At 39.8% G+C, this 20578-nt stretch carries 19 protein-coding genes; 4 read left to right on the top strand and 15 right to left on the bottom strand.

Going from position 1 to position 20578, the window contains the following annotated elements:
• Positions 1-8: 8 nt before the first annotated feature.
• Positions 9-1445, bottom strand: a complete 1437-nt coding sequence (locus MTBBW1_RS10315; RefSeq protein ID WP_080802964.1) for a mannose-1-phosphate guanylyltransferase/mannose-6-phosphate isomerase — start codon at positions 1443-1445, stop codon at positions 9-11.
• Between the two features lie 190 nt (positions 1446-1635).
• Here MTBBW1_RS10315 and gspF point away from each other — a divergent pair, with 190 nt between their 5' ends.
• Complete coding sequence (gene gspF, locus MTBBW1_RS10310; protein WP_080802961.1) at positions 1636-2865, top strand: type II secretion system inner membrane protein GspF; 1230 nt, start codon at positions 1636-1638, stop codon at positions 2863-2865.
• Between the two features lie 67 nt (positions 2866-2932).
• Positions 2933-4378: a D-alanyl-D-alanine carboxypeptidase/D-alanyl-D-alanine-endopeptidase gene (locus MTBBW1_RS10305; RefSeq protein WP_080802958.1), complete on the top strand. Its 1446-nt coding sequence runs from the start codon at positions 2933-2935 to the stop codon at positions 4376-4378.
• A 239-nt stretch (positions 4379-4617) separates the two neighbouring features.
• Here the strand turns inward: MTBBW1_RS10305 and folE2 are convergent, their stop codons facing one another.
• The 8 genes from folE2 to lon form a co-directional block, all read right to left on the bottom strand.
• Positions 4618-5406 carry a GTP cyclohydrolase FolE2 gene (gene folE2 / locus MTBBW1_RS10300; RefSeq protein ID WP_080802955.1) on the bottom strand — a complete coding sequence of 263 codons (789 nt, stop codon included), beginning with the start codon at positions 5404-5406 and terminating at the stop codon, positions 4618-4620.
• On the bottom strand, positions 5403-6140 hold the full coding sequence (locus tag MTBBW1_RS10295; RefSeq protein WP_245809337.1) for a PP-loop family protein: 738 nt from the start codon (positions 6138-6140) through the stop codon (positions 5403-5405). The genes folE2 and MTBBW1_RS10295 overlap by 4 nt, the downstream gene beginning before the upstream one ends.
• Positions 6141-6172: 32 nt before the next feature.
• A complete protein-coding gene (gene rpoZ / locus MTBBW1_RS10290) occupies positions 6173-6370 on the bottom strand; it encodes a DNA-directed RNA polymerase subunit omega (protein WP_080802952.1) in 198 nt (65 codons plus the stop codon).
• Between the two features lie 87 nt (positions 6371-6457).
• Positions 6458-6925 (bottom strand): transcription elongation factor GreA, encoded by a 468-nt coding sequence (gene greA, locus MTBBW1_RS10285; RefSeq protein WP_080802948.1) that lies wholly within the window; start codon positions 6923-6925, stop codon positions 6458-6460.
• A gap of 237 nt (positions 6926-7162) precedes the next feature.
• A complete protein-coding gene (gene pssA, locus MTBBW1_RS10280; protein WP_080802945.1) occupies positions 7163-7960 on the bottom strand; it encodes a CDP-diacylglycerol--serine O-phosphatidyltransferase in 798 nt (265 codons plus the stop codon).
• 107 nt (positions 7961-8067) lie between these two features.
• On the bottom strand, positions 8068-8601 hold the full coding sequence (locus tag MTBBW1_RS10275) for a phosphatidylserine decarboxylase family protein (RefSeq protein WP_245809336.1): 534 nt from the start codon (positions 8599-8601) through the stop codon (positions 8068-8070).
• Between the two features lie 207 nt (positions 8602-8808).
• Entirely contained in the window at positions 8809-9756 is a 948-nt protein-coding gene (gene tsaB / locus MTBBW1_RS10270) for a tRNA (adenosine(37)-N6)-threonylcarbamoyltransferase complex dimerization subunit type 1 TsaB (protein WP_080802942.1), read from the bottom strand.
• 19 nt (positions 9757-9775) lie between these two features.
• Positions 9776-12334 carry an endopeptidase La gene (gene lon / locus MTBBW1_RS10265; RefSeq protein WP_080802939.1) on the bottom strand — a complete coding sequence of 853 codons (2559 nt, stop codon included), beginning with the start codon at positions 12332-12334 and terminating at the stop codon, positions 9776-9778.
• Between the two features lie 380 nt (positions 12335-12714).
• Between lon and MTBBW1_RS10260 the strand changes: the two genes are divergently transcribed.
• A complete protein-coding gene (locus tag MTBBW1_RS10260) occupies positions 12715-13518 on the top strand; it encodes a prepilin peptidase (RefSeq protein WP_080802936.1) in 804 nt (267 codons plus the stop codon).
• 28 nt (positions 13519-13546) lie between these two features.
• Here the strand turns inward: MTBBW1_RS10260 and MTBBW1_RS10255 are convergent, their stop codons facing one another.
• Positions 13547-14002 (bottom strand): chemotaxis protein CheX, encoded by a 456-nt coding sequence (locus tag MTBBW1_RS10255; protein WP_080802933.1) that lies wholly within the window; start codon positions 14000-14002, stop codon positions 13547-13549.
• A 478-nt stretch (positions 14003-14480) separates the two neighbouring features.
• Here MTBBW1_RS10255 and MTBBW1_RS10250 point away from each other — a divergent pair, with 478 nt between their 5' ends.
• Positions 14481-14750, top strand: a complete 270-nt coding sequence (locus tag MTBBW1_RS10250; RefSeq protein ID WP_080802930.1) for an HU family DNA-binding protein — start codon at positions 14481-14483, stop codon at positions 14748-14750.
• A gap of 340 nt (positions 14751-15090) precedes the next feature.
• On the opposite strand, the gene MTBBW1_RS10245 is transcribed toward MTBBW1_RS10250, so the two are convergent.
• The 5 genes from MTBBW1_RS10245 to ruvB all read right to left on the bottom strand — a co-directional run bounded on the left by MTBBW1_RS10245 (position 15091) and on the right by ruvB (position 20541).
• A complete protein-coding gene (locus tag MTBBW1_RS10245) occupies positions 15091-16674 on the bottom strand; it encodes an exonuclease domain-containing protein (RefSeq protein ID WP_080802927.1) in 1584 nt (527 codons plus the stop codon).
• A 269-nt stretch (positions 16675-16943) separates the two neighbouring features.
• Entirely contained in the window at positions 16944-17339 is a 396-nt protein-coding gene (rpsI, locus tag MTBBW1_RS10240; protein WP_080802924.1) for a 30S ribosomal protein S9, read from the bottom strand.
• Positions 17340-17369: 30 nt separating this feature from the next.
• Positions 17370-17804: a 50S ribosomal protein L13 gene (gene rplM, locus MTBBW1_RS10235; protein ID WP_080802922.1), complete on the bottom strand. Its 435-nt coding sequence runs from the start codon at positions 17802-17804 to the stop codon at positions 17370-17372.
• 87 nt (positions 17805-17891) lie between these two features.
• A complete protein-coding gene (locus tag MTBBW1_RS10230) occupies positions 17892-19334 on the bottom strand; it encodes a L,D-transpeptidase family protein (RefSeq protein WP_186441200.1) in 1443 nt (480 codons plus the stop codon).
• Positions 19335-19338: 4 nt separating this feature from the next.
• On the bottom strand, positions 19339-20541 hold the full coding sequence (gene ruvB / locus MTBBW1_RS10225) for a Holliday junction branch migration DNA helicase RuvB (RefSeq protein ID WP_080802917.1): 1203 nt from the start codon (positions 20539-20541) through the stop codon (positions 19339-19341).
• Positions 20542-20578: the final 37 nt, after the last annotated feature.

The following is a 20578-nucleotide window of genomic DNA, read 5'->3' as shown; positions in this document are numbered from 1 at the left end:
TCACTCCCTCATTTATCCTGACAAAATTCCTGACGCCCGTACACGTCATCATACCGGACGATATCATCCTCTCCAAGATAACTTCCGGACTGCACCTCAATCAGTTCAAGGGGAATCCTGCCCGGATTTTCAAGTCGATGCACCGTTCCAAGAGGAATATAGGTTGACTCATTTTCACTTAGAAGAATCTCTTCATCTCCTCTTGTCACAATTGCAGTTCCAGACACAACTGTCCAGTGTTCAGCCCTGTGAAAGTGTTTCTGAAGGGAAAGTTTGGCTCCAGGCTTTACGGTTATACGTTTAACCTGAAAACGATTCTCAACATCAATGGTTTCATAGGCGCCCCAGGGTCTCAGTACCCTGCTGTGGGAGATGGCCTCCTCCCTGCCCCTTTTCCTGAGTTGTTCAACAATCTTTTTTACATCCTGAACCCGATCCCTTGATGCCACAAGAAGCGCATCCTTGGTCTCAACTATTACATGATCCTCAATGCCAACGGCTGCAATAAGACGATGCTGTGAGTAGATACATGAATTTTTAACATCTGAAAGAAGAACATCACCTAAGATTACATTATTGCCTTCATCCTTTTGACCTGTCTGCCACAGCGCATCCCATGAACCAAGATCATTCCATCCTGCATCAAAGGGCATAATGGCTCCTTTGTCCGTCTTTTCCATGACAGCGTAGTCTATGGACTCGGAACGCGCCTTTGAAAATCCCCCGCTGTCCAGCCTGAAAAAATCAAGATCAGAACAGCCGTTTTCAATGGCGCTTCTGCAAGCTTTAAGCATTTCCGGCTCATACTGCTCAAGTTCATTTATTATGCCTGAAGCCCTGAACATGAACATGCCGCTGTTCCATAGATATTCACCTGATTCAAGATAGCCTCTTGCTGTATCATAATCAGGTTTTTCAACAAATCTGTCAATGACACAGGCTCCGTATGACCCATTTTTTAACAGATCACCCTTTTTAATATAACCATATCCGGTCTCCGGACTATCTGGAACAATACCAAAAGTGATAAGATATCCAAGGGATGCAAGAGCAACACTTTTCTGTACAAGATCATGAAAACGGGGCACATTGTAAATAACATGATCCGCAGGTAGCACAAGAAGTGTGGGATCCTCTTCAAGGTCAAGGGCTTTTAAAGCTGCCACAGCTATTGCCGGAGCTGTGTTTCTTCCCACAGGTTCGAGCATTATGGAAAGGGGAGTTACATCAATACGCCTCAACTGTTCGGCCACCATGAACCTATGGGTTTCATTACATACAATAATGGGAGCTGACACAGAATCAAGACCATTGAGTCGTAACAGGGTGTTTTCAAGCATGGAATGGTCATCTGTTATGTTCAAAAGCTGCTTGGGGAAAAGCTCCCTGGACAGTGGCCAAAGACGTGTTCCCGAACCACCGGCAAGCACTAAAGGGATAATCATAAATTACTCCTTAACAATTTAAAATCAATATGATATTTTAGCATCCTTCACTGGCTGGCTGACAGGTCTTAATGAGGATTGACAGGGAACATGCTTAGTATATATCAGTTTTTTATGCAAGATAAAACAATGGGAACATCCCTCTTCTGTCACAGTGTTGCCATGAAAAAAATAAAAGGAAACATAACAAATGACTGTATTTGAATACAGCGCATTTAATGAGTCAGGAAAAAAAACATCCGGCATAATTGATGCAGAAAGCGTTTTTTCCGCCCGTTCCAGATTAAGACAAAAACAGATATTTCCTGTCTCAATTAAAGAGATAGGGACAGAGGCCTCCAGACAGAAAAAAAGTGACAAAGCCAAAGCATTCATCCCTTTTTTCAGAATAAGCCCATCTGAAATTGCTGTAACAACAAGACAGCTTGCAACTCTTTTGTCAGCAGGGTTTCCTCTGGTAACAGCCCTGGCCTCACTGATTCCCCAGACAGACTCAAAAGCATTGAAACGGGTATTGTCAAAAGTCAAGGCATACATTGAGGAGGGAAAAAGTCTATCCTTTGCCTTTGCCCAGTACCCTTCAGTATTCTCAAAGGTTTATGTCAATATGATAACCGCAGGTGAATCATCAGGAACCCTTGATCTGGTACTTGAACGACTTGCTGACATTACTGAAAAGCAGGAAGATACGCGAAAAAAAATCAGGGCATCCCTTGCATATCCCTTACTGATGGGTATTACAGGATCTGCTGTGCTTGTATTCCTTATAACCTATATTGTACCAGGAATAGTAGATATTTTCACAGAGATGAATCAGGCACTGCCGACCCCCACTATCCTACTTATCTCACTGAGCAGATTTTTTCAATCCTTCTGGTGGATAGCTATTGTAATGCCGGCAGCCATATTTTTTACAATACATCTTGTGCGTAAAACCGAAACAGGGCTTTATACAACAGATAGATGGATTCTTGGGATCCCCCTGGCAGGCGACTTCATAAAAAAAGGGGGTGCTTCACGGTTTGCAAGAATCCTTGGGGCACTTCTTGGAAACGGTGTTCCCATGCTGACAGCCCTTGAGATTGCCAGAAATACCACAGGAAACTCTGTTATTCAAAAAAAGATTGCCCTTGCTGCCGAGATTGTTAAGGAGGGCGGAGAGCTTGGAGATACACTTGAAGGAAGCAGTGAATTCCCTGCCCTTGCAGTCCAGATGATAAAAATCGGGGAAAAGAGCGGAGAGCTGGAAAAAATGCTTGAAAAAACAGCAGAACTCTTTGAAAAGGAGACCCAGTCCACCCTTACAGCCATTACATCACTTCTTGAACCTGCAATAATACTTATCATGGGTGCAGTGGTGGGGTTTATTGTCCTGTCAATTTGCCTGCCAATATTTGAAATGAATCAACTTGCAAGGTAATAACTGATTTTAAGAAATGAACACGAAACAGTATTACATTTGAAAATCGAAAGAGAAAATAAAAAACATGATCACAAATATCGTTTTAAAAATGAGCCGTATAATAATGCTTCTAATGATATTCGGCACTATTACAATTTACCCGCAATGGTATTACAAATACGCAAACTATCTTGCACATTCAGCATCATCAATTAAAAGTAAGCTCAATACCCACAGCAAAAATCCAAACATAGGCATAATGCTATGCGATCCCAATGGTACAATCCTATTTTCAGGAAATGCGGCAAAAACATACATTCCTGCATCTACCATCAAAGTTTTGACAAGTTTAGCAGCCATCCACTTTCTTGGGGAAAACTACCGCTTTCAGACACGATTTTATCTTGGCAACAACGATATCCTTATAATAAAAGGGTATGGGGATCCTATGCTTGTTTCAGAAAGACTTGTATCTTTATGCCATGAAGTTGCCTTAAAGCTTAAATCAATGAATATTTTACAAATTAATGGAATCCTTTTAGATGATGGCTATTTTGCTTCTGATATTATAATTGACGGAAATGGAAACTCAAACAACCCATATGATGCATTTACAGGCGCATTGTGTGCCAACTTTAACTCTGTGGCATTCAATTTTGACAAATCAACAAATCGCTACGTTACAGCAGAAGCACAGACACCACTACTTCCCTTTGCACTTGAGAGAGTAAAAGCCTCTGGAATGAAAAAGGGACGGGTTATTTTTTCAAGAGAAGAGAGCAGACTCTATGCAGGAAGGCTTATCAGACATTTTCTTTTGAAAGAGGGGATTGAAGTAAAAGATAATATTTCATATAATGAAAATATTTTAAAAACAGTAAACAAGAGTGAAACAGATCAAAAAAACATTAAAAATGATAAGGAGATTAAAAACAAAAAGGAGATCAAAAGCAACATTGAACACAACAGCAAAAACAACAATTTCATACAAAATGAAGTTTATAATTACATATCTGAACTGACCCTTCTGGAAATAATAAAAAATCTTCTTAAATACTCCAACAATTTCATTGCAAACCAGATTTTGCTAACGTCAGGAGCCGCACAATATTCACCACCTGCAACAATTGAAAAAGGGGTGGCAGCCATTACAGCCTATGCATCGGAAGTTGTTGGCCTTAAGAATTTCAAGGCATATGAAGGCTCGGGACTCTCAAGAAAGAACAGTATCTCGCCTGCTGACATGGTTAAAGTACTGGAAAAATTCAAGCCCTATTATACCTTGATGCCTTTTGAAAAAAGGGAACACTCCTATACCGCAAAATCTAACACCAGAAAATTTGAATACAGAGAATATTATAAAACAGGTACACTTTACAAAGTAAGAACCCGTTGCGGATATTTTGAAACACCTAATGGGCTTTACCCTTTTGTCATAATGATAAATCAGAAAGGAACAGGATATGAGGCTATTAAAGAGATGCTCTGGGAAACTATAATGGAATATGAAGATCAAAAATTTTTTGATTAACTAATTGGGTTTAATTAATTTAATAGTATAGGAATTTCTATTTTTATATGCAAAAGCAGATAGTTATGGAAAAGCCCGCCCGAAGGGCGCTAAGTGCTCTAAACTCCCCCTCGCAAGTCTTTAAAATGTGGCTGGGGGCGAGGTGAATGGTCTAAAAAGCAATTCATAAGGATAGTCCTGAGCGTCCCACATGATAGATTTTAGGCATCCCCTGATAGATGGGGATGCATGGAATCGTATCAGCTATCTTGGCTGCTTTCAATATAGGCGTATGCACTATGGTTATGTATTGACTCAAAATTTTCAGCACTAACTGAAAACCATGTGATATTCTCATCCTCTATTAACACCTTTGCAACATCCCGAACAACATCTTCCACAAATTTGGGATTCTGATATGCATGTTCGGTGACATGTTTTTCATCTTCTCTCTTTAAGACAGAAAAAACATCACATGAAGCAGCATTTTCAACAAGATTAATGATATCCTCAATCCATATAAATTTCTTAAAACGGGTACTTACAAGAACTTCACCCCTCTGATTATGGGCACCAAAATCACTTATCTCCCTGGAACAGGGGCAGACAGATGTTATGGGCACTCCCACCTTTACCATAAGATCACTGTTTTGTTCCGATCCCTTAGAACTTGAGGTACCCATAATAGAGCAGGTATAATCCATAAGACCCCTTGAGCCAGTTACAGGAGAACGTTTTTCCACAAAATATGGAAAGGTGATTTCAATGTGGGATGACTGGGCTTCAAGGGTTTTTTTCATATCTTCAAGGATATGTGTAATTGATTCAAGGGAAACCTGGGAACGAAAGGTATGAAGCATCTGAACAAAACGGCTCATGTGGGTACCTTTGGCCTGGTGAGGAAGGTTCACATACATATTGATCATTGCAACTGTTGATTGCATTCCATTCTGTTTGTCCAGAACCTTGATGGGATAACGAAGCTCCTTGATTCCGACTTTGTCTATGGGAATATTTCGATAATCCCTCTGTTTCTGAATATCTATCATAATGTATTCTTTAAAAGATAATCCATTTCAACATTTGCCATGGCTCTGAAAAGATTCCCCTTTATATTCCTGTTCTCTTTATATAAGTTATTTAAAAATATTCTTATATTGCTCCGCTTTGTCACTCCATCACTTGGGCACGGGTTTACAAAATCCGGAAAATCAAATATGGCTGCAAGCTTTAATATTTCTGATTTTTCAAGGTAGGCAAGGGGACGTATAATGGTCAGCTCACCACCAAAAAAATCCTGACAAGGCTTCATGGTTCCGATTCTGCCGGAATAACACATATTTATAAAAAGTGTCTCAATGATATCATCTTTATGATGCCCCAGAGCAATTTTTGCACATCCTTCATCTGATGCAATTTCAAAAAGCCTTTTCCTTCTGAGACGGGAGCAGAGAAAACATGGATTCTCTCTGTTGGAATCTGAATGGGCAAGCAGTCCATAATCGGTATAATCAACCCTTAATCTGCCATGGATATGATTAACTGAAGATTCAAGGTCTTTTGCTATGCTTCCCCTGAATCCCGGGTCAATATAAACTGGAAAAAGATCAAATTTTACTGGTGCCCGTTCCCTGATATCCGACAGCAACCGAAGAAGCGCCAGGCTGTCTTTGCCGCCGGAAACCCCAACCATGATTCTGTCACCATCCTGTATCATGTCATAATCACAGATGGCTTTTCCAACGGCTCTATTAATTTTTTTTAATTTAACAACAGATTTCAAAAGAAAATAAATTATATCCTTTCAGGCCATAGCTATTCAGAATTCATTCTGATAGCGATTTTATTAGCTGCAATTTCCCTTAAAGCAGTTACAACATCTTCGTTTTTGGATGATTTTATCAACAGATCGGATCCTTCCCTTATCTGTCGAACACGTAATGCAGCCATATGCACAAGCGCAAACCTGCTTGGAACATTTTTCAAACAGTCTTCAATGGTTACTCTTGCCAAGTTACTTATCTCCCCAAATATTTTTTAAACATTTTAAGTTTGATGAACCTTTGAAAAAACACAAAACAACCAAACCTTTAAGGCAAACTATAAAATATCAATGATTTCATATGAACGTTTGCCGCCAGGAGCCTGCAAAATCACCTCATCTCCTGGCTTTTTTCCAATAAGCGCCATTCCAAGGGGAGAGGATACAGATATTTTACCCTTTGATATATCAGACTCCTCCTGCCCTACCAGCATGTATCTTACCTCTTCGCCAGAGTCAAGGTTCTCAAGCAGAACCCGTGATGCAAATCGGATACAGTCCTTTGGTACAGAGTCAGGATCAATAATCTTTGCACTTGCAAGTTTATAGCCTAATTCACCAATTCTACCCTCAATAAAAGACTGTTTCTCCTTTGCTGCATCAAATTCAGCGTTCTCTGAAAGATCACCATGGGCCCTTGCAATTTCAATTGCCCTGATATTTTCAGGTCTGTCAACAGTTTTCAACTTTTCAAGCTCTTTTTTAAGAGCATTATACCCTTCTACAGTAATTGGTATCTGATCCAACTCTTTTATTCTCCGTCACAAATATAATGATAGATATCATGCCTCCCATGCTACAACTGGCAGCACAACGAAGAATGACTCCCTTGCGGTAATTTCCAGCCAAAAAAATAAACGGAAATCCCACTGCTGTAAAAAAATAAATTCACCTGATTATTGGAGTTCCTGAACATAACCTAACAGGAGCAAACTCCAACAACCAAGTGAATCTTCTATTCCCAAAAAACAAAATGTACCTTGTTATATCAGCAGATTCTCCTCTGCCTCATCCGGCATATCTGCTTCATCTTCATGCTCATCATCATCAATTACACTTCTTGTGCTATGGGACATCAAGAAGAGTGAATAAACAGGACCAGAGCAAACATATATAAGCATTCCCACAAAAAGAGCAACTCCTGGCTCATAGGCTATCAAAACCAGCATAAGAACAATGGCAACAAGCTTATTGAACTTCATGCTTTTAAAAAGACCGGTCTTCTTAAAACTATAGTATTTTATAGAACTGACCATAAGAAAGGAGAGAAGATAAAGCATAAGAAGGATAAAAACCTTGGACGAAGCAGGGTCAATATTTATCCTTGAAAAGAAAAGTACTACCGAGACATTCATACCCGCAGCCGCTGGAATGGGCAATCCCTGAAAATAACTGCTGCTGCTGCCGGAAGCCGCTGCGGTATTGAATCTTGCAAGCCTCAAAGCACCACATGCCATAAAAAGAAATCCGGCAAGCCACCCAAGGCGTCCAAGGGGTTTGAGTGCCCAAAGATACATAACAAGAGCTGGTGCCAGGCCAAATGTTATTAGATCGGCAAGTGAGTCATACTCAACTCCAAACTGACTGGATGTGTTGGTTGCCCTTGCAATCTTTCCATCAAGAAGATCAAATACAGCTCCAATAATTATGGCAACTGCAGCGTCTGTAAAACGACCATCTACGGCGGACAGAACTGCATAAAATCCACAAAATATATTCATGGATGTAAAAAGATTTGGGAGTACATATATACTCTTTTTAAAATTTTCTCTCTTCTGCATTAGTTGACCTCCTCATCTTTTTACCTCAAATTAGCACCCTTGGGGCATATTATTTCCACAATATGCTGCTTTTGTAGGCAACAGAATTAAAATCCATAAAATGTTATTCAACTCCTGAAATAGCCCAGAACTGTTGAGCCGGCCTTAACTTTTTCACCAACATTTACTTCAACACGAGTTTCCAGTGGAAGGTAAAGATCAAGTCTTGAACCAAAACATATCATACCATAACGTTTACCTTTTAGCATAAGATCACCGGTTTTAACACTGCATACAATCCTCCTTGCAATGAGACCTGCAATCTGCACAACACCATAGCATAGCCCTGAATCTGTCTTGATTACAAGAGCATTTCTTTCATTATCTTCAGATGCCTTATCAAACGAAGCATTTACAAATTTACCTGGAATATATACAACCTTTTGAACCTCTCCTGAAAACGGAATACGATTCACATGAACATTGAAAACATTCATGAAAATACTCAGCTTTATTACAGGCTCATCTATAAACTCACTCGACTCAACCTTTTCAACAATTATGACCCTGCCATCAGCAGGAGATACAATGGCTTCAGGATCATCTGGGATCTCTCTTTCAGGATCCCTGAAAAACCAGCAGACAAAAAGAGTTAATGCCAAAAAAAATGAGCTGGAATGTACCATCCAGCAAAAAATAAAACAACCGTCAAAAAAAAGAGTGCAAAAATATATTTCAATCCCGGTAATGCAAATGGAAAACCTGATCTTTCAGGCCATCCCGTCCTATTCATAATATCCACCAGGCATAAAAAATTCCTCCATGATAAGTGCTATACTTAACTGTAATAAATCAGAAGGTTCAGAATATCAGAGAGATGATTCCTTGTCAACAAAACCACCTTTTGACTGTTCATAATTCATTTCAGCATCGGATCGCCTTAAATAAACTGGCATAATAGCATCATGTTCCAATGAAAGCCTGTAAGGCTTTTGAAGCAAGGCATATGCAAGCGCTGATGCCCGTACATAGTTTTGAAAAGGCGGGGCAAACATAGCATTGTCCCCGCAAATTTTTTTAATGGTCTCTCTGAATACAACAGCACCCGAACCTGCAAAAAGAGTAAGGTTATTGCCCGCCATAGCTGCTGCCTTCTCGGGTGCAAGTGCACGCTCCTGGCTCTTTTCAATCAGTTGACCATTGATAAAGCGGTAGAAAGCACAGTAAACCTCTCCACGCTTTGCATCCATCATAGCACATACGGAAGCATATGAATCTGTTACCCTTGAGGGCGCTTCTGATACTCCTGATAAGAAGTTTTTTCCTGCCATTGAGGGAGCTTCTGCTACTACTGATAAGAAGTTTTTTCCAGCCATTGAGGGAGCTTCTGCTACTTCTGATAAGGAGTTTTTTCCAGACATTGAGGGAGCTTCTGGTACTTCTGATAAGGAGTTTTTTCCTACCATTGATGGGGATACAATGGAAGCTGATGCAGAAAACTGCCATGCTATACCGTCAAGGCTGGATATACCTGCAACAGGTTTTGAAGCAGCACATGCAAGCCCTTTTACAACGCTGATTCCAATCCTAAGACCTGTAAAACTACCAGGACCGCATGCTGCCACCATTCCGTCAACATCTTTTATCCCTTGGCCTTTTCCGGCAATATTGCTGTCAAACATTTTTGCAATCATACTCATGAGTGAACGGGAATGGGTAACTTTATTGCATAAAAAGGTCTCAAACAGAGGAAAACCATCCTCAACAAGGGCAATGGAACAACTCTGCTCTGCTGTATCTACTGCAAGAATTTTCATAAATCAGGACTCTTTTTCATCATAACTCTTTTTCACCGGCAACAACGTCATTATCATTCTTTCTTCCAATATCATCATCACAATGAACTTCATTGTCAGAGGCAATACCATTGTCTGTGTCATCAGGGCAACCAGTTTCACTATCCCCATCCTCACTTATTTCTGAAGCAACACCATCCCCTTGATCTCTCTCCGGCTCATCATCTTGTTTGACAAATGCAATATCAAGAACCTGGTCAAGCTCCTGAACACATATAAATTCTATATTATTTTTTACACTTTGTGGAATCTCATAAAGATCTTTACGGTTTTTTTCAGGAATTACAACAGTTTTAATTCCTGCACGCAATGCACCAAGTGCCTTTTCTTTAAGGCCGCCTATGGGCAAAACCCTGCCCCTTAATGAAATTTCTCCTGTCATGGCAACATTGTTGTTTACAACTCTTCCCGTAAATGCCGAAATCAGTGCAGTTGCCATGGCAATTCCTGCTGACGGACCATCCTTGGGGATTGCCCCGGCTGGCACATGGATGTGAATATCCTTATTTTCAAAATCATCCCTGTCAATATTAAACCTGTCCATATTAGCTTTTGTATAGCTGAACGCCGCCCTTGCCGACTCCTGCATTACATCCCCTATCTGCCCTGTCACTGAAAGTTCACCCTTGCCATGGCACAAGGAGACTTCAATATAAAGAGGTTCTCCCCCAACCTCCGTCCATGCAAGCCCTGTTACAAGCCCTGCCTGACTCTCCTCCTGATCAAGTTCAGGAAGATAGATGGGCGGCCCCAGAAATTTTATCAACTTCTGACGTGTTACGCTGAACTTTCCCTTTTTACCTTCTGCAATCTGTCTTGCAATCTTTCTGAGAACAGTTCCTATCTTTCTTTCAAGCTCGCGCAAACCAGCTTCAAGGGTATATTCAGAAATAATTGTGTCAAGTGCATTATCACTTATATGGATGGAGCGTCTTACAAGGCCGTTCTCTTTTATTTGGCGGGGAAGAAGATACTTTCTTGCAATCGCCTCTTTCTCTTCGTGTGTATATCCCGGAATTCTTATTATCTCCATTCTGTCTAAAAGAGCTGAAGGAATTGTGTCTGTCATATTTGCTGTAAGGACAAAAAGAACCTGTGACAGATCGAAGGGCATATTAAGATAGTGGTCACTGAATTCTGAATTCTGTTCTGAATCAAGGGCCTCAAGAAGTGCTGAAGATGGGTCTCCCCTGAAATCATTACCTAATTTATCAATCTCATCAAGCATGAAAACAGGATTATTACTGCCGCACTGTTTAAGTCCCTGCAGAATTCTTCCGGGCATTGCACCAATATATGTTCTTCTGTGTCCCCTTATCTCAGCCTCATCCCTTATCCCACCTAAGGAAACCCTGACAAATTTACGTTTCATAGCCCTTGCTATGGCTTTTCCAAGGGAAGTTTTGCCTACACCTGGAGGACCTGAAAAGCAGAGAATCTGACCCTTGATTGCAGGATTGAGTTTTCTGACACTTAAATATTCAAGAATCCGATCTTTTACCTTTTCCAGACCATAATGGTTCTGGTCAAGAACTTCTGCTGCTTTCTTTATATCAAGGAAATCCTTCGTTGACTTGCTCCAGGGCAGTTCAAGAATGGCATCAATGTAGGTACGGATAATTGCTGCCTCGGATGAATCAGAGTGCATCTGATCAAGTCGCTTCAACTGGATCAATGCCTCTTTTTCACATTCAGGAGGCATCTTTGCCTTCTTGATCTTTTCATTATAATTTTCAATTTCTGCAAGCTTATCATCCCCGTCACCAAGTTCTCGATGGATAGCCTTTACCTGCTCCCGAAGAAAATAGTCACGCTGGGTTTTTGAAATTTCATCTTTTACATGGGTCTGAATTTTGGCCTGCACCGTTGAAAGTTCAAGCTCTCTGTTTAAAAAGTCATTAACCTTTTCAAGGCGTTTTTTCTGATCAAAGGTTTCGAGAACATCCTGTGCTTCATCAACTTTCAGGCGTAAATTTGATGCAACAAGATCTGCAAGTTTACCAGGTGATGTGATCTGTTCAAGAATAGCTCCCACGTCACCGGAAAGTTCTCCTCTCAGGGCAAGTATCTTTTCACTGCTCTCCCTGACATTCCTCATCAAAGCTTCAATTTCTATTGGTTTTGAATCAATCTCCTCTTCGGTTAGAATGTCAAATTTGACCTTGAACCAGGAACGTTTTCTTTCAAATTTCTCAATTTTTCCCTTGGCAATTCCCTGAACAAGTGCCTTGATACGACCATCCGGCAGTTTCAGCATTTTTTGAACACGGGCTACCGTACCCACTAAAAAGACATCATCAGGGCCGGGATTCTCAAGATCGGAATCCTTTTGAACAGATAGAAAAATATACCTGTGACTTTTTGCCGACTCTTCAATTGCTTTAATGGATTTTTCCCGACCCACAAAAAGAGGTAAAAGCATATCAATGAATACCACTACATCCCTTACAGGCATCATTGGAATACTCATGGGTATATCATCAATATTTCCCTCGTTTTCAATAATCTCTATCAAATCATCCATATCTGTTTCTGCCATATCAGGCTCCTTCGTTTATTACTGAAATTAGAATTTGCCTCTTACAATAACTCATTTTTTTTCTTTTACAACATGTTTAATGACAATAATTTAAAGGGTTGTGGCAGCTCTTTTTACTGAAAGCACTATTGACTAAAAAACCACAAAGCATTATGACTGCTGTAAAACAGTTGAAAAAGCACCATTTCCGACTTTTTATGAGGCCATCAACTTTTTACGAGGCTATCAACTTTTTACCGTGGAAATAGATACAAATTTCCATATTCGGGGGTGGCTGAACGCCGGCCATGACCGTTTACAAGGCCATCAACTTATTACGAGACCATCAACTTTTTACAAGACCATCAAATAAGGGATATACCATAAAGGATCGTTGATCAATGCCAGACTTCTCCCAAACATACAACATATCAGTTAGCTTCATAAATGTTGTGGTTTTTATTTTTGGCGCCTGCATCGGAAGTTTTCTGAATGTATGCATTTACAGAATACCAAAGGATAAATCCATAATTTTCCCAGGCTCATTCTGCCCGGTATGCAGATATAAAATTCCATTCTATTTAAATATTCCGATCATCAGCTACATTATTCTGGGAGGAAAGTGTAAAAACTGCCGCACTCCAATAAGTATCAGATACCCTGCAATAGAACTTTTGACTGCCCTGTTTGCCCTTGCTGTTGTAATGAAATTCAACCTGACTCTGGAAGCTCTCTTCTGGTTCTCGTTTATTGCAGTCCTTATCATTATCACCTTTATTGATATTGATTTCCAGATCATTCCAGATATATTGTCAATACCAGGAATATTTATCTTTGCATTTTCACCTGCAGCGGTTCCATGGATGACTCTTAAAGAGAGTATGCTTGGCATACTTGCAGGCGGAGGGAGTCTCTATTTTGTGGCAATAAGCTACTACCTTGTAAGAAAAGAGGATGGAATGGGAGGCGGCGATATAAAGCTTCTTGCAATGATAGGAGCTGCAACAGGGTGGAAAGGGGTCTTTTTCACAATTATGACGGCATCTGTCACAGGAACTGTTGCAGGATTGTTGATAATGTTGATTACAAGATCTGTCAATACAAGATTAAGGCTTCCATTTGGACCATACCTGTCATTTGGGGCAATCCTTTATATTTTTTTTGGAACTGATATTATCAGATGGTATTTTAATTTTCTATCCTGACTGCATTTGGATTGCATAAATGTCTGATTCAGTAGCAAACTTCTATCCAGATATCGCCCCTGTTTGTATGAAATGGAAAAACAACAATCTTTTTACCAGGAGAGTGGCCAACAGCATGTTTTTCCCCCTCTTTAACTCCGGCAAGTTTAACCTTGACACTTTTTCCCATCTCCGTCATTTTAGTATTCACATGACCGGAAATCATATTACCGATCTCCCCCACTGCATCGGTAATCTCTTCATTTATTTCCGGCATATCCTCTCCAAACATGGTGGAGACAATGCCAAGGATACTTTTTTCAGTGAAGCTTATTGCAGCAGTGCCATTAATATCGCCCTCAATGTCAAGAAGGCCTGTAATTACCCCTTTTGAAACTTCATTTTTTTTGATATATGGCTTTTCAGGCTTAACTTTAACAGATGCGGTTGTGTCAAGAATGTGAAAGGTTCCTTCGATAAAACAGTTGACCACAGCAGCTTCCATAAAATTCTCCTTATTTAATACTCGTGAGTCATAGGTTTTCCGACATGTTTCATTTTCCGCTTCACACTTTCAGTTATCACACTTTCAGTAATGATACCCCTTTGCTGTGGGATTTACCTACGAAAAGTGTAAAGTACTTTCTTGAGTATTTGAAGGATGCCGGTTTTCCCAGTGAATACCACAGATAGTATTTCTCAGAAAACTTAAAATACAGCATATAGTGTCAGGTTTTGAGAACTTACCACTCTCAAGTTACTACAGGAAATACATCAAAGAGAAAGAACAAAAAAATTGTCATAGCAAATAACAATAAAGACTTGACACCCAGACTCCAAGCACGTAACTTAACCTGCACAATAGCAGAGCAGCTACTTTGATCAAGTAATTTTTTTATTTTTCATGCACCACCCCCGGCAATGGTTCAAACCCCATTCACCTGCTTACCGCAAACAATTAAAAAGAAAAAAGGAGTTAATAGATGAACAAAGGTGATTTAACCAACAAAGTTGCAGAAGTTCTCAACAGCAAAAAAGATGCACAAGCGGCTGTTGATTGTGTATTTACAACCATTACAGAGGCTCTTTCCAACAATGACACAGTAACTCTTGTAGGTTTCGGGACATTCAAATCCTCAGAAAGAAAAGCAAGGAAAGGTCGTAATCCCCAGACAGGAAAAGAGATTGACATCCCAGCAAGAAATGTTCCAAAATTCATTCCCGGCAAAGCCCTGAAAGATGCTATAAAATAACTTGCCAGTCACAAATCTTTTAGCTTTTATTTGAAAGTCCCCGCCTTTTAAGGCTATTTTATGCCATCACACCATATAGTTTTGGTACGAGGAAAAATGACCTGAATCAGTGGCACAATTTTTGATTTATCTTGAAGTTTTATTAGAAAGTCTCCATAACATGCTGATATACAACGACTTTCATGTTTCGTTGTGATGCATCAGCAAACATGGGGGGTTATTAGAAAATCTCAGTAAGGGATTGTTTTTATAAAAATTTTAATTTTTTATATTTGGTAGTGATCCACCATGTACGTTATATGAAAGTCTCCGCAAAATGAAGGATGCCGAAGCCACTGATTCAGGTAATAAGAAAACCAGATAAATATTTTTCCATCAAGGATAAAATATTTATCTGTTCATTATCAAGCACCCTTTTCTTTTGCTTCAAAACCTTGTTGTCACCATTTTCATTATCTGCTTTAACATTATTGTCATTATCTTTTTTGTAGCTTCCACATCTTGCGGATGACTCTTCATTTAGATCTCCATTTACGGGGATACTCCCATTTAAAGCACTTATCTCTTCCAAAGCCTTAGACGGTGTTAATCGAAAATCATTTTTAAAACCCAAAATTCCGGGATGATCTTTTTTATCTCCATGTATTACCTTTGCCATATAGGAGTTCCGCTCAGACAGAATAGAGGCAGAGAGCATTGATGGTGAAAAATTTCTAAAGAGAATGCGGCAAGCAAGAGTTCTGACTCTTGGAGAAAGAGTTTCTTCTGCCATTTTCACTTTCTCACCCAAAGGGGCTTTGTGGAAACGGGCAGCCTCTTTTTTTTCTGACAATGAAAAAAATGGATCCTGATAAAGTGACGCATCAATATCAATATCAGGAACAAAAGGGTATTTATAATTCCTATGATAATCCACAATTTGTTGAAACATATCCACATCTGCCCGGCTTCGGTTGACCCGTTCCATATTTTTGGAAATTGATGCCTGCTGCATCTGCTTTTGGGCTGGAGGAAGAGAATCCCAGAATCTATCATATGGTGGCAAAAGAAGACCCTGCTCACCATATTTCTTACGAATTGGGAAATGCTCATCAAGTTTCAACGGAGGAGAATCAGGGAGAATATCCTTATCAAGACGAAGCCATAGAGATTGGTTTCCATAGGAGATGGAGTCTCCAATACCAACCACTGGAGCCATATACATCAAATCTTTGCCAAATTTCAGGGAAACCATCAACCCAACCCTGTAATGCTCTCCTGCCACCCTGAAACTTAGAGGAAGCTTCTCCATACGATTGCGATCCTCTTTTTTATCAAAAAAACCAATACAGTAATTCCACATCTCCTCCTCAGATTTAAGAATACGGGCAAGGGCAAGAGTTGCCTCCACATCGGTCATGGCATCATGTGCACGCCCTGATTGCACCAACTGATTTAAATTGCTGATAAGCTCCAGTTTCAATGTGGGCTTTCCATTAATTTCAGGCCACTTCATGATATCTGGTTTAAAAATTCTGTACAACGTGGTAATGGGCAAAATATCCATTCTGGAGCAACCATTGGCGTATTGGTGGGTGTATGGCTCAAGAAGATTTCTGTAAAAGGCAAATCTTAAAAATTCATCATCAAATCCAAGGGTATTGTACCCCAGTGAAACTGTTCCGGAAGTGTTCATGATCTCATGGATCTGAAGGGCTGCATCATATTCACAAATACCGCTTTCAAGTTCCTCGGGAGTCAGTCTGTGTGTTATGAATGCCCCTGGTGAAGGAACAATGTCCGAACGCATCCTGATTTTTATTGAATAGCGTTCAATCTCTTTTAGCTCCATGTCTGTTCTTATAGCTGCAAATGTCAATATCTGATCAAAATAGGCACTTAATCCAGATGTTTCAACATCATAAAACAAGAATGTTTTCTCCATTCCCAACCCCCTCCGGAAAAACAAAAGGGGCAGGTAACATAATTACCTGCCCCTTACGGCATAATATTCTACTGGTTACAATTTATCATACTAAACTTTAATGATCCCAAATTCAACAGCCGGCTCCCGATTATGAAAACAAAAATAAGTGTTTTCATGATAAAAAAAGCAAATATTTCGGAATACTGCTCAAAAAAAGTGATTATGTGTCTGTTTAGTAATATAAAGTAATCCAGAGTTTATTCATATCAATGCGGTCAAAAAATAAATTACCTCTTTGAGAACTGGTAATTTGCCCTTGCACCTTTCTGACCATATTTCTTTCTTTCCTTGATTCTTGCATCTCTTGTAAGAAATCCGGCTTTTTTAAGCACAGCTCTCAGATCAGGATCAACATTAACCAAAGCCTTTGCTATTCCATGACGTACTGCACCTGCCTGTCCCATGATACCACCACCAAGCACTCTAATATTGATATCAAAGGATTCTTTATTATCTGTCAATACCAAAGGAGCAGACAGAAGCTCTTTTGCTGTCTCCATTGGAAAGTAGTCATCAAGAGATCTTGTATTAACAGTAATCTTGCCGCTGCCAGGTTTCAGCCATGTTTTTGCAATAGAACTCTTACGTTTACCGGTCGCGTAGTAGATATTTCCATTTTCCATAAAAAATTAACGTCCCTTATCTTTTCGATACTATATTTTAACAACTTCCGGCTTCTGGGCAGCATGGGGGTGATCCTCCCCTGCATAAACAAACAACTTTGTATTTAGTTTTCTGCCAAGCCTGTTTTTTGGAAGCATACCCCTTACTGCTTTTTTAACAAGTTCTTCTGGTTTTTTTTCAAGAAGCTCTTTTGCAGTCGTAGCACGAATTCCGCCCATGTAACCTGTATGACGATAATAGGTCTTCTGTGTCCACTTATTACCGGTCAGTTTAACCTTGTCTGCATTCAAAACAATAACCCAGTCGCCTGTATCAACATGCGGGGTAAAAAGAGGATTATGTTTTCCACGAATTCTTGCAGCAACCTCGGAAGCAACTCTCCCCAACACCTTATCCTTAGCATCGATAACACACCAGTTTTCCTTGTTATCGGATCTCTTTGCACTATACGTATATTTTTTCAATTCACCGTCTCCTGTTATAAAAAATAATTTGGTTTTATTACTCTATTAGGTTCAATATGTCAAGATGAAATTTTCTTTTTCAATCAGCTACCTATTACGAAAAAATGAGGCTGCAGCCGTCAGGGGATATTGACCAGGTTTACATTTAACTGAAACAAACTGAAATTCATCTCCAACTATCCTGTATAAAATCTGTTCCCCACTACCTGGAAACTGTTTTTTAACAAATTGCACGTTAAGCTCTCCATCCAAATCCTTATCCATGGCAGGAGTTGTGGAATTGTTAAAATTTGTTTCAAAGGCGATACTTCTGTAAATATCTTTTTTATCCATCCCCTTGTTTGGCTGCAAAAAAAACTTGCGTTTCCCAACGAAAACAAAGTCACGCGGATTTATTGTCGATCTTGCCAGCAGATCAAACAATATCACAAGCTGTTCGTTTTGACGGTATATTCCAACATTGGAAGCATCAACAAAAAAAGAAGATTTATCTCCATGAACATCACCCAATGCAGCAGTGGCTTGCCCAAAAGCATTTTTATTAACAGGGATTTCACTACTTAATGAAACATCACCTTGAAGCAAAGGATTTTTGCGATTACGCTCCCACTCCTCCCACCATCCAATATCAGGCTCTCTGTCCAATCCATAATACAATTTAAAATCATTTAGTGTGCCACTATTTAAAACCTTTAACCATTGCACTAAAAATTTAAAGAGTGAGTCTCGTTCTGTCTCAACTGTGTGGAGATATGCATATTCAATAGTGCCGGTTATAATAACAGGTGTCATATCAGTTTCAATGAATTTGTCCAGATTAACCACATCATCATTATTCATGGCAACACATCCATTTGAATCCATTGCCTTCAGAATTTTATTGGTACCATGAATCCAAATGGCACTCCCTGTTCTTCCAAACATAATATCCATCAGATTTGGATAGTCAGTTGTAAAAGCTCTTTTCCCGTAAATGGGGGAGAGATACCTGTCCTCAAAAACATCTTTTATAAAATAGACCCCTTCTGGAGTTTTTTTATCTCCTTCAATTTTTTTTCTACCATAGGCCTCTCCTGTGGAACATGGGCTTTCAAAAACTTTTCTGTATTTATCATCAGAAGAAAAAAAAGTATATACTCTGAGAGTCTGGGTATCTTTTTCCACAATAATTGCTGAAGAGCCATTGGAAGGCCCTTTTATAAGTGCAGCAGGTACTAATTCCGAAAACGAAGTTGCAGGTGATGATAAAGATGCAGAGGATTTTTCAGACGCAGAGGCTGTTGCAGAAACAGAGGCTGTTTGAAAAAAGGAGGGAATTACTGACACAGAAGCTTCTGAAGACGCAGACACAGTTTCAGAAACAAGGGCTGTTGCAGGTGCGGACACTGCTTCAGAAACAGAGGCTGTTGCCGACGCAGAAGCTGTTCCAGATACTATTACTGTTGCAAAAAAAAGAACTAATCCCCAAAAGATCAAAACAACATCTAAAGAACAATATGCGTTATATCTATTTTTTAACCAATAATACATACTATTAAAACAACTCCCGTTGACAAGGTATCCCAAGATGTTCATATGCCATGACAGATGCTTTTCGCCCTGATGATGTACGTAGCACCAGACCACATTTCAGCAGATAAGGCTCCACAACATCCACAAGTGTATCAGTCTCTTCCTGAAGAGTTGCAGAGACAGCTTCAATTCCCACAGGGCCGCCATGATAAAATTCAATTATTGTTTTAAGATAGTTTCTGTCAAGGGGTGTCAATCCCATGTTATCTATCCCTTCAAGGGCAAGCGATGCTCTTACTGTCTCAGTCGTTATTTTCCCTTTTGAACGTACCTGGGAGTAATCCCTGACTCTTTTAAGCAATCTGTTGGCAATCCTCGGAGTCCCTCTGGATCTTTTAGCAAGCTCCTCTGCTCCATCTTGATTTATTGGTACATCAAGCAGTATAGATGAGCGTTTTATAATAGAAACAAGCTGTTCAACCGTGTAAAAATCAAGGTTTCTGAAGATTCCAAAACGATCCCTCAAAGGAGAAGAGAGCAATCCAACCCTTGTAGTTGCTCCAACCAGTGTAAAATGGTTCAGTCGATAGCGATGACTCCTTGCATGAAGCCCCTTGTCAAACACGAAATCCACAGCATAATCTTCCATGGCAGGATATAGAAACTCCTCCACAGCTTTGGGAATCCTGTGAATTTCATCAATAAAAAGGAAATCTCCGGTTGCAAGGTTTGTGAGCATACCAAGAAGATCTCCGCCTTTTTCAAGGGCAGGGCCCGATGTAATTGTCAAATGTCCGCCCATTTCATTTGCGATAATATGGGAGATTGTTGTTTTACCAAGGCCGGGAGGTCCGTGCAGTAGTACATGATCAAGGGGTTCGTTCCTCATCTTTGCAGCCTCAATGGCAATTTTAAGGGTCTCCACAGTCTCGCACTGCCCTACATAGTCATCAAACTTTTCTGGCCTCAAAGAGCCTGTTTCTGATTCAATATCCATAGGAAGTTTTATTGAAGATATGATCTCTGAAGAGGGAGATGATCTTAAAGAATTTCCATCAATATCTTTTAATATCTCAGATTCACTGAAGGAAGCTTTTCTATCATTCAGTCCATCGGAAAAATCTCCAAAACCGGAATCTTGTACACCTGAATCAAAATCATCGTTGTTTTGAATCCCATTTTTTTCTGAATTGTCTGATGAAAAGGATAGAATGGAGTCACTCATCGTCACTGTTACCTTATATTATCAAGTTATTTAAGGC

It is taken from the genome of Desulfamplus magnetovallimortis, assembly GCF_900170035.1.
In the GTDB taxonomy this organism is placed as follows: Bacteria; Desulfobacterota; Desulfobacteria; order Desulfobacterales; family Desulfobacteraceae; genus Desulfamplus; species Desulfamplus magnetovallimortis.
This window is presented reverse-complemented; position numbering and strand designations above follow the sequence as displayed.